At 69.3% G+C, this 10,036-nt stretch carries 12 protein-coding genes; 4 read left to right on the plus strand and 8 right to left on the minus strand.

All coding sequences use genetic code 11. From position 1 onward, the window contains the following. Nucleotides 1–157 precede the first annotated feature (157 nt). The 8 genes from AB4Y68_RS12890 to flgF all read right to left on the minus strand — a co-directional run bounded on the left by AB4Y68_RS12890 (nt 158) and on the right by flgF (nt 6,707). A complete protein-coding gene (locus AB4Y68_RS12890; RefSeq protein WP_441456156.1) occupies nt 158–1,981 on the minus strand; it encodes a DUF885 domain-containing protein in 1,824 nt (607 codons plus the stop codon). 68 nt (nt 1,982–2,049) lie between these two features. Continuing rightward, on the minus strand, nt 2,050–2,550 hold the full coding sequence (locus AB4Y68_RS12895) for a hypothetical protein (RefSeq protein WP_441456157.1): 501 nt from the start codon (nt 2,548–2,550) through the stop codon (nt 2,050–2,052). An 8-nt stretch (nt 2,551–2,558) separates the two neighbouring features. Further along, nucleotides 2,559–2,993: a hypothetical protein gene (locus AB4Y68_RS12900; protein ID WP_441456158.1), complete on the minus strand. Its 435-nt coding sequence runs from the start codon at nt 2,991–2,993 to the stop codon at nt 2,559–2,561. Nucleotides 2,994–3,030: 37 nt separating this feature from the next. Beyond that, nucleotides 3,031–3,498 (minus strand): hypothetical protein, encoded by a 468-nt coding sequence (locus AB4Y68_RS12905; RefSeq protein WP_441456159.1) that lies wholly within the window; start codon nt 3,496–3,498, stop codon nt 3,031–3,033. 123 nt (nt 3,499–3,621) lie between these two features. Further along, nucleotides 3,622–4,344, minus strand: coding sequence for a flagellar basal body L-ring protein FlgH (gene flgH, locus AB4Y68_RS12910; RefSeq protein ID WP_441456160.1), 723 nt, complete (start codon nt 4,342–4,344; stop codon nt 3,622–3,624). A 20-nt stretch (nt 4,345–4,364) separates the two neighbouring features. Further along, entirely contained in the window at nt 4,365–5,156 is a 792-nt protein-coding gene (gene flgA / locus AB4Y68_RS12915; protein WP_441456161.1) for a flagellar basal body P-ring formation chaperone FlgA, read from the minus strand. A 9-nt stretch (nt 5,157–5,165) separates the two neighbouring features. Next, nucleotides 5,166–5,954 carry a flagellar basal-body rod protein FlgG gene (flgG, locus tag AB4Y68_RS12920; RefSeq protein ID WP_441456162.1) on the minus strand — a complete coding sequence of 263 codons (789 nt, stop codon included), beginning with the start codon at nt 5,952–5,954 and terminating at the stop codon, nt 5,166–5,168. Between the two features lie 15 nt (nt 5,955–5,969). Beyond that, nucleotides 5,970–6,707, minus strand: a complete 738-nt coding sequence (gene flgF, locus AB4Y68_RS12925) for a flagellar basal-body rod protein FlgF (RefSeq protein WP_441456163.1) — start codon at nt 6,705–6,707, stop codon at nt 5,970–5,972. A gap of 179 nt (nt 6,708–6,886) precedes the next feature. Here flgF and AB4Y68_RS12930 point away from each other — a divergent pair, with 179 nt between their 5' ends. The 4 genes from AB4Y68_RS12930 to AB4Y68_RS12945 all read left to right on the plus strand — a co-directional run. Then, complete coding sequence (locus AB4Y68_RS12930) at nt 6,887–7,534, plus strand: flagellar basal body-associated FliL family protein (protein WP_441456164.1); 648 nt, start codon at nt 6,887–6,889, stop codon at nt 7,532–7,534. 2 nt (nt 7,535–7,536) lie between these two features. Then, nucleotides 7,537–8,595, plus strand: coding sequence for a flagellar motor switch protein FliM (fliM, locus tag AB4Y68_RS12935; protein ID WP_441456165.1), 1,059 nt, complete (start codon nt 7,537–7,539; stop codon nt 8,593–8,595). Nucleotide 8,596: 1 nt separating this feature from the next. Beyond that, nucleotides 8,597–9,190 carry a DUF6468 domain-containing protein gene (locus AB4Y68_RS12940; protein WP_441456166.1) on the plus strand — a complete coding sequence of 198 codons (594 nt, stop codon included), beginning with the start codon at nt 8,597–8,599 and terminating at the stop codon, nt 9,188–9,190. A gap of 109 nt (nt 9,191–9,299) precedes the next feature. Continuing rightward, nucleotides 9,300–10,036: MotE family protein (locus AB4Y68_RS12945; RefSeq protein ID WP_441456167.1), on the plus strand; the 737-nt coding region annotated here is incomplete at its 3' end.

Raw genomic sequence — 10,036 nt, forward strand, 5'->3', positions numbered from 1 at the left:
TTTCAACGGCTTGGGTGCGGCGGATAGGATGGCTGGGCGGGGATGGCGCGCGGCGTTCCCCTCGGGCTTGACCCGAGGGGCGGCTGATGGCTTCGCGGCCAGTGGTGCTGGATCCTCGGGTCAAGCCCGAGGATGACGGCGGAGGGGGCTGCGGTCGCTACTTGGCCTTCTGTTCGGCAATCCAGCGGTCCATGCGGGCGTCGAGCAGGTCGAGCGGCAGGGGGCCGTCGACCAGAAGGGCGTCGTGGAAGGTGCGGACGTCGAAGCGGTCGCCCAGTTCGCGCTCGGCCTTCTGGCGGATCTGACGCAGGCGAATCTCGCCGATCTTGTAGGCCGTGGCCTGACCGGGCCAGCCGATGTAGCGTTGCAGCTCTGTCTCGATGTTGTGCGGCGCCAGGGCCGAATTGTCGCGGAAGCAGGCGCGGGCCTGTTCGGTGGTCCAGCCCAGCCAGTGCAGGCCGGTGTCGGCCACCAGGCGGCAGGCGCGCCACATCTCGTAGCTGAGGCGGCCGAAGCGCTCGTAGGGCGTGCGATAGACGCCCATCTCCTCGCCCAGGAACTCGGAATACAGGCCCCAGCCCTCGATGAAGGCGGTCACGTCGGCGCCGCGGCGATAATAGGGCTGATCCGCCGCTTCCTGTTGCAGGGCGATCTGCAGGTGGTGGCCGGGCACCGCCTCGTGCACCGTCAGCGCCGGCAGTTCATAGAGCGGGCGCTGGTCCAGCTTGGACGTGTTGACGATATAGCCGCCAGCCACGCCGTTCTGCAGCGAGCCGGAGTTGTAGCGGCCGGTGGTGTAGGTCTCTTCGATCTCGCGCGGGACCGGCCTAACGCCGTAGGGGAGGCGGGGCAGGGTTCCGAACAGGGCCGGCAGACCGTCGTCGGCGCGCTTGGCGATCTCGGAGGCCTTTTCCAGCAGTTGTTCGCGGCTGGTCGCATAGAATTGCGGGTCGGTGCGCAGGAAGTTGAGGAAGCCGGCGAAGTCGCCGGTCCAGCCGGCGGCGCGCATTTCGTCCTGCATCCGGGCGCGGATGCGGGCGACCTCTTCCTGGCCGATCTGATGCACCTGATCCGGGGTCAAATCGGTGGTCGTGTCGCTGCGCACGAAGAAGGCGTAGAGGTCGCGGCCGCCGGGACGGTGGACCAGGCCCGGCTCGACCGGGGCCTTGGGCAGGTAGTCGTCGCGCAGCATGGCCAGCCAGGCCTGACGGCGGGCGGCGATGGGGCCGTCGATCAGGGCGCGGGCGCGGGCGCGCAAGGCCTCCTGATCCGCCGCCGGAATATTGGCGGGCAGGGCGGCGAAGGGCTTCATCAGCACGTCGCCGTCGGGATTGACCGCGACGTCGCGTTGGGCCTGACCCAGGGCGCTTTCGACCACGGACCTGGCCTGGATCAGACCCGAAGACAGGCCGCGCCGGGCGTTGGAGATGTCGGCGTCGTAGAAGGCGGGCGCGGCTTCCAGCCGGGCCAGCCAGGCGTCGGCGTCGGCGCGGGTGGCGATGCGGGTCGAACCGGCGAGGTAGGACAGGGTCTGGGCCGGGCCGCCTTCGGAATCGAAGGCCAGGCGCGACGGGTCCAGCGCGATGCGCTCCAACTCGCGGGCGATCAGATAGCGGGAGAAGGCGTGGTTCAGCCGCGCGTCGGCGTCGAGCGCGGCCGGGTTGATGGCGTCCAGCCGGGTCAGCAGGGCCTTGAGCGGGGCCTGACGCGCCAGATCGCCGGCGCGGCTGGGGTCGGGCAGGCGCGACAGGGCGTCGCGATCGCCGTCCATGCCCGAACTGATCGGATCGACGCGACGCAGATAGGCTTCATAGTCGGCCAGAACCCCGGCCAGAACCCCGGCCAGCGCCCCGGCCTCGGCGGTCGTCGCGGCGGCGGCGGGACCCGTCTGGGCGCCCTCGGCCAGAGCGGGCGTCGCCGCCATGAAGGCAGCCAGCGCCGCCCCGATCAGAAATCGCCCAGCCAGAAATTGCTTGTCCATGCTGTCCTCCCTCAAGCGAGGAGGAGCAGACAGGGGCGGCGCGCGACGGTCAAGCTGTTCGGCGGGCCTCAGCCGCAGAGGGCGAAGAAGCGGTCGATCCGTTTGGTCGATCCGCGCTGGGCCACGAAGGGGGTGCGGTAGTCGGGGCCATAGGCCGCCAGCCAGCCCAACTGGCGGAAGCGCAGGAAGACCGGGTCCGAGGCGCGGGCGGCGGCGGTCAGGTCCAGCCCGTCCTGCAGGGCCGAGGGTTCGGCCTTGGCGGGATAGGATTCCGTGTCGCCGCCCGACTCCAGCCCGATCACGCGGGGATGGCCCGCCGCCACGGTCTGCAAAATCTGCAGGGCGCCCGAGCCGGGACGGCAGGACAGGTCCAGCGGCACGTCGTCGGTGTCGGCCACGCCGTAGGACAGGCTGGCTTCGTCGGCGTCCTCGTTCAGGTGCCAGTCGTAGCCGGGCGTGGCGACGGGCGCCCCGCTGGAGGCGGCGATCAGGTTGGACTTCACCGTCGGCGCGCAGGCCGAAAGGGCGAGCGCCGCGAGAGCGGGGGCGATCCAGACAACGGGACGCATGGGGAATCCTAGCCAGTGCAAAGTTCGGCGAACCGACGCAGCTTGGACAGATTCGCCCGATCGATCTCCACCGCCGATGACTGTTCGCCGACTGTGATCTCCAGCTTGCCGCTGGCCATGAAGGCGGTGAAGACCGGGTGGTCGGCGCGCAGCATGGTTTGAAGCTGGCCGCGGCGGGCGCGGATCTCGGTATTGGTGACGGCGGCCCCGGCGGTGACGGTGGCGTAGCCGTCGGTCGAAGGGACGTCATAGAGGGTCAGCCGCACGATGCTGGAGCCCGGGGCGCATTCCAGCGTGGTGCGCAGGCGCGGGGTGTCGGGAATCTCGTTGGCCAGCACCAGAGGGCCGTCGCCGGAATAAAGCGTCCAGGTCCAGCCCGGGGCCGCAGACGGCGGCGTGGTCTGCAAGGTCAGGGCGAGCGCAAGCCCCAGCAAGGCGGTCATGGTTCAGCCCCCGCTGAATGGTTCGGGCGGACTTTGATCAGGCGTGGCTGGAAGCGCAATAGCCGAGAAAGCTTTGAACCATGCGGCGCTCCGCGCGCGTCGCCCGCAATTCCCGGTCGCCGGCCTCGGTCTGCACCGCCATGCGCCCGCCGCGCGCCAGACCGGTCAGGGCCGCGTCGGTCAGGGGCAGACGGGCCTCGAAGGCTTCGCCGTCGGACAGGGGATCGATCGGCTGCGGCCCCAGGGAGACGGGCGTCAGGGCGGGGCTGCGCGGCTGGGAATCGCCATAGACCACCGCCGTCCGGTCGCCGGGCGAGCAGGTCAGCATCAGCGCCACCTCGTCTGAATCCGCCAGGCCGTAAGCCAGCTTGGCCATCGTTCCTTCACGCAACAGATGCCATCCGACCGCGCCTTCTTCCGGGGCGGCGGGGGCACTGGTCAGGCCTTGCCCGGCCAGGGCGGCGAGACCCAGGGCGGCGGCGGCGGGAAGCAGGGACTTCAACATTACAAATCACTCGCGTTCGACAGGGCAAACGCGGGTCGCTTGTTAAGGGTTCACCGCCCCGCTTGGCCGCGCGCGATTCCGTGACCGCCTGTCGCCGGAATCACACGCCTCATCGAACGCGGGTCAGAAGGGGCTGAAACGCTCCACCAGGGACTGAGCCGCCGGGGTGGCCTGCATCCGGCTGATGTCGCCGCGACCGCCGTAGCTGATGCGCGCCTCGGCGATCTGGGTGTGGGCGATGGTGTTGGCCGAAGAGATGTCCTCGGGCCGCACGATGCCGGCGACGGTCAGTTCGCGGACCTCACGGTTGGTGCGCACTTCCTGCCGACCCTGGATGACCATGTTGCCGTTGGGCATGACGGCGGTGACCACGGCGGCGACGGTCAGGTTGACGCGTTCCGAGCGGTTGACGCTGCCCGAACCGGCGGCGTTGGCCTCGCCCTCGGTGCCGACCATCTTGGCCGGGTCGAAGCCGCCGGGGAAGGCGCGGCCCAGGCTGTTCTCCAGGCCGAAGAAGTTGGTGACGCCGCCCGAGGCGCTGTTGGAACGCGAGCGCTGGGTCGTGTTCTGGGTCTGGGCGCGGTCGTTGATGTCGATGTTGACCGTCAGGATGTCGCCGACGCGGCGCGCGCGCTGGTCGCCGAAGAAGCTGCGCGCGCCCGTGCGCCACAGGCTGTTGGCGGAGGCCGGGGTCGGTTCGGGCAGGTAGGCCTGCTCGACCGGGACCAGGGCGGCGGGATAGCCGATGGGGGCCAACTGGGGACCTTTCACCGCCTCGATGGCGGTGGAGCAGGCGCCCAGGGACAGGGCAGAGACGGCGGCGGCGAGGATCAGGGCTTTACGCATGACAGGATCTTTCTGCGCTCTCAGCGGGCGGCGAACTGTTGCGGGTTGGCGCGGGCGGCGGCGGCGGCGGGGCCGGCCACGGCCCGACCAGGGGCGACGGCGACGGCGTCGATGGTGCGGCCGGACTGGACGTTGAGCACCGGCACCGCCTCGCCGGCCGAGGCGTTGCGGACGGCCTTGCCGGTGACAGTCAGTTCGACGCCGCCGGCGATGTAGGCGACTTCGACCATGTCGTTGCGGGCGATGACCTGGGGCGAGGCCAGGTCGCGGCTGGCGACGGCGGCGCCAGCGCGCAAGGGCCGTTTGGCCGACAGGCCGACAACCTGATCGGCGTCCTGGGGACCGCCGGCCGGGGCCTGATGCGCCTGAACCACGGACCAGACGACGTCGGACGGCTGCACGATGTCGCCGGCGGCCAGGCTGCGGGCGTAGGTCAGGACCTCGACCGTGGCGCCGGGTCGCGAAGCCGCGCTGGCCCCAACACTGGCGACCGCGGGGCGGGCGGAGGCTTCGGCGGGCAGGGCCCCGCCCGTTCCGGCGCGCACGACGATGCGGCGCAGGCCCTGCGGATTGCTCCATTCCAGACCGGCGCGGCGGGCGGCCGCCTGAATCTGGGCGGCATCGAAGACGGCGGTCGCGCCGGTGCGCTGACCGACCACGACGCCCGAGGCGGCGCCCGCGTCGTCGAACAACTCGCCCAGGGTGACGCGACCGTCGTCGTCCGTCGGATCGGGCAGCAGGCTGACGGGGCCGGCCAGGGTTGGACCGGCGAGGGCGGCGGCGAGAAGGGTCAGGCCGAGGAGACGGATCATGCCCATGACCTAGTTCTTCACCTGGGCCGAGACGGACAGCATTTCGTCGGCGGTCTTGATGACCTTGGAGTTCATCTCATAGGCGCGCTGGGCCACGATCAGGGCGGTGATCTCGCTGACCGCATCCACGTTGGACGCTTCGGTATAGCCCTGCATCAGCGAACCGAAGCCCGGTTCGTTCGGCGCCCCCACGGTCGCCGCGCCCGAGGCGGCGGTCTCCAGCAGCAGGTTGTCGCCGATGGCTTCCAGACCGGCCTCGTTGAAGAAGGTCGCCAGCTCCAGCTGACCCACCACCTGCGGCGTGCTCTGGCCCTGGGTCGTGACCTGGACCTGGCCCGACTTGGAGATGGAGACGTCGATGGCGTCCTGAGGGATGGTGATGGCCGGCTCGACCGCATAGCCGTCGTCGGTGACCAGTTGCCCCTCGCCGTTGACCGAGAAATTGCCGGCGCGGGTGTAGGCCATCTCGCCCGAGGGCAGGGTGATCTGGAAATAGCCCTTGCCGTCGATGGCCACGTCATAGGTGTTGCCGGTGTGGCTGGGGCTGCCCTGCTCGGTGATGCGATAGACGCTGCCGGCCTTGACGCCCGCGCCGATCTGGATGCCGGTCGGAACGACGGTGCCCTGGGTCGACGACTGGGCCCCCATGCGCTCGACGTTCTGGTACAGCAGGTCCTGGAACTCGGCTCGCTGACGCTTGAAGCCGACCGTGTTCATGTTGGCGATGTTGTTGGAGATGACCTCGACGTTCAGCTGTTGGGCCAGCATGCCGGAGGCGGCGGTTCTGAGAGCGCGCATCGTTCAGCGTTCCTTCTAGCCGACCCGGCCCAGCCGCTCGACCGAGCGGCGCGACAGGTCGTTGGTGTTCTCGATCATCTTCGAGATGCGCTCGTAGGCGCGGCTGATCTCGATCAGATTGGTGATTTCCAGCAGGGTGTTGACGTTCGACCCTTCCAGCATCCCCTGGCGAATCTGCACGTCGGGCGCGGCCTGCGGCTGGGCGTTGGAGGCGTTGCGGTACAGACCGTCGCCGCTCTTTTGCAGCACCGACAGGGCGTCGAAGCGCACGGCGTTCAGGCGACCGACCGGCAGGCCCTGCTGGCTAATGGTGCCGTCCTGGCCCACGCTGACCGGACCGCGTTGCGGGTCGAGAACGATCTCGCCGCCGTCGCCCAGCACCGGCAGGCCCTGTTTGGTCGTCAGCCTGCCTTCGGCGTCCGTAGTGAAGCCGCCGTCGCGGGTATAGGCCGGGCCCGTCGGCGTCTGCACGGTGAAGAAGGCGCCTTCGCCCTCGATGGCGAAGTCCAGGGTGCGGCCCGTCTGCTTCATCGAGCCCTGGCCGAAGTCGCGGCCCACGCCCTTGTCCAGGACGAAGCTGGCCGAGGGGCGGATGTTGTCGTTGCGGGCGCGCTGACCGATCTCGGTCCCGACCATCAGCTGTTCGACCTTGAATCCGGTGGTGTCGGCGTTGGCGACGTTGTTGGCCACGATGTCCAGCTCGCGGCGCAGCGTCATCTGGCGTGACAATCCGATATAGGCGGCGTTTTCCACGAGTGCGGCTCCTTCGCCCCTCTCGTCGCAACGACCGTGCCAACAGGGTTAATCCAGGCGGAATGGGGGTTTGAGCGGTTTCACCCCCTGCGGCGCCCGGCAGGATTTGCCGATTGTAAACGCCTCGTTAACCAAAAACGCCTCATCAGGAAGGCTGTGAGGATCGGGGCGACGTGCGGATGCTGAAGCTCAAGCTGGGCAAGAAGAAAGATGCGACGCCGGGCGGCGACGACGCCAACCTGCCCGCCGTGTCGGACGGCGAGGGCGGCGAAGGCTCGGCCGCCAAGAAGAAGCTGCCCCTGCTGTTCATCATCATCCCGGCGGCGCTGGTCGTGCTGGGCGGCGGCGGGGCGGCGGCCTTCCTTCTGATGAAGCCCAAGCCGGCCGAGGCCGAAGCGGGCGCCGACCATGGCGGGCCTGCGAAGAAGGACGAGAAGGCTGCGAAGAAGGGCGGCGATCACGGCGGCGGCGAGGGCGGTGCGGCCGACCCGTCGCTGGGCAAGATCGCGCCCGGACCTGACGGCGTCACCTTCTACACCCTGCCCGACATGATCGTGAACATTCAGTCGACGGACGGACGTCCGACCTATCTGAAGCTGAAGCTGACGCTGGAGATGAAGGACGCCGAGCTGGCGACCCATCTGCAGAGCGAGGCCCCGCGGATGCAGGACATGTTCCAGGGCTTTCTGCGCGAACTGCGGCCTGAGGATCTGGCCGGATCGGCCGGCTCCTATCAGCTGCGCGCCGAGATCCTACGCCGCGTTAACCTGATCGCCGCCCCAGGCAAGGTGGACGCCGTGCTGATCGAAGAAATGCTGGTGCAGTAGGCATGACCGACACCCTGGCGGCCGAGAACGAACTGGATCCCTTCGGCGGCGAGCCCGACGCGGGCGCGGCCCTGTCCGAGCGCGTGCTGAACCAGGACGAGATCGACAGCCTGCTGGGCTTCGACATGGGCGACGGCGACGATGGCGAGCGCAGCGGCATTCGCGCCATCATCAACTCGGCGCTGGTGTCCTACGAGCGTCTGCCGATGCTCGAGATCGTCTTCGACCGCCTGGTGCGGCTGATGACGACCAGCCTGCGGAATTTCACCTCGGACAACGTCGAGGTCAGCCTCGACACCATCTCGTCGATCCGCTTCGGCGACTATCTGAACTCGATCCCGCTGCCGGCCATTCTGGCGGTGTTCCGCGCCGAGGAACTGGACAACTACGGCCTGCTGACGGTCGATTCCAATCTCATTTATTCGATTGTGGACGTCCTGCTGGGCGGGCGTCGCGGCACGGCGGCGCTGCGCATCGAGGGACGGCCCTACACCACCATCGAGCGGGTGCTGGTGCAGCGGATGGTCGAGGTCATCCTGAACGACGCGCGCCAGGCCTTCGAACCGCTGACGCCGGTTCACTTCAACCTGGACCGGCTGGAGACCAATCCGCGCTTCGCCGCCATCGCGCGCCCGGCCAACGCCGCCATCCTGGTCAAGCTGCGCATCGACATGGAAGACCGGGGCGGGCGGGTCGAACTGCTGCTGCCCTATTCGACGCTGGAGCCCATTCGCAAGATGCTGCTGCAGCAGTTCATGGGCGAGAAGTTCGGCCGCGACAACATCTGGGAAGGCCACTTGGCCACCGAGCTGTGGACCACGGAGACCGAGGTCCGCTGCGTGCTGGACGAGCAGCAGATCCCCCTGTCCAAGGTGCTGGATTTCAAGGTCGGCGACACCCTGATGCTGAACGTTTCACCGGACTGCGAAGTGTCGATCCGGGCCGGCACCATTCCGCTGACGACCGGCAAGATGGGCCGCAGAGGCCAGCATATCGCCGTGCGGGTCGAAGGCCCGATCAACCCCGATATCGCTTCCAACCTGGGCAGAGGGAAACGCTGACATGACCGGCATCATTCTCGATTCCATCCTCATGCTGCTGCTGGTCGCGGCCATCGGCTACGGCATCAAGCTGGAGAAGAAGCTCAAGGCCCTGCGCGAGGGACAGCTGGCTTTCGCCGGCGCCGTGAGCGAGCTGAACTCGGCCGCCGGTCGCGCCGAACAGGCCCTGGCCACCCTGCGCGCCTCGGGTCAGGAGACCGACCTGCTGCACGACCGGATCATCAAGGCCCGCGCGGTGAAGCAGGAGCTGGAAGTGCTAATCGCCCGCGCCCCTGCCGGTCTGCCTTCGCGGTCAGCCGCGCCGCCGCAACCGGAGGTCCACCCGGAGCCGCCCCTGGAGCTGAAGGTCCCGGCTTCGGCGGTCGCCCCTCTGCTGGACGACGAGTCCCGCGCCCGTCGCATGGCGTCGCTGATGGAACGGATCGAGGGCGCTCGCGCTGTCATGAAGGCCCCCGCCGCCCGCCCTGCGCCGCCGGCGCCGGCCGCCGCCGATCGCTTCGCTCCGGTGATGCAGGCCCTCGCCGCTAACCACGCTGCGCAACAGAGCCTAAACCGCGCCCGTCGTAGTCTGGACGAAGATCTTTTCGCCGCATGATTCTAAGAGCCTCTATGTCCGACGCGCGGCGTCGGACGACTTGAGGGGCGAAGCATCTTTGCAGTCCCTATGCCTGTGCGGCGTCTGAACCGCTTTTCGAGTGCCACCCATGAGCAAGCTGCCCCGCCTTCTGCCCCTGATCGCCATCGCCATCGGCGGGGTCGTGGCCGTGCGCGCGGCGGGCGTGGCGCCGGAACTGTTCCAGGGCGCGACCGCCTGGGCCCAGGACGCGGTGACCGCCGAGGCGCCCGGCGAGGGCGGCGGGACGGCGGCGGCCAAGCCCGCGCCCGCCGTCTGCGCCCTGACGCCGGAACAACTGGCCCAGCAGGCGGGCATTTCCCCGGCTGAACTGCGCATCATCCAGTCCCTGTCCAAGCGCCGCGACGCCCTGGACGCCCGCGACGCCGACTTCGCCACCACCCTGCCGCTGATGGTCGCCGCCGAGCAGAAGCTGGACGCCAAGCTGCAGGCGCTGGAAGCCCTCAAGGGCGAGATCGCGACCCTGGTCGGTCAGGTCGACGAGAAGGAAAAGGCCGAGAACGACCGTCTGGTCGCCGTCTATTCCGCCATGCGGCCCAAGGAGGCTGCGGCGGTGTTCAACACCCTGGACGACTCGGTTCGCCTGCCGGTCGCCGCCGCCATGCGGCCCCGGACCCTGGCCGCCATCATGGCCCAGATGCCCCCCGCGGGCGCCCGCGAACTGACCGAGAAGCTGGCCAAGCGCTTCCAGGCGCAGCAGTACGCGGCCCGCGCCGCCGCCGCGACGGCGGGCGCGCCGGCTGCGCCTCCGGCCGTCGTTCCGGCGGCGGCTCCGGCGTCAGCCGCGACCCCCGCGCCGACCCCGGC

The sequence above is a fragment of the Brevundimonas sp. 2YAF1 genome (assembly GCF_052114745.1).
Classification (GTDB): Bacteria; Pseudomonadota; Alphaproteobacteria; order Caulobacterales; family Caulobacteraceae; genus Brevundimonas.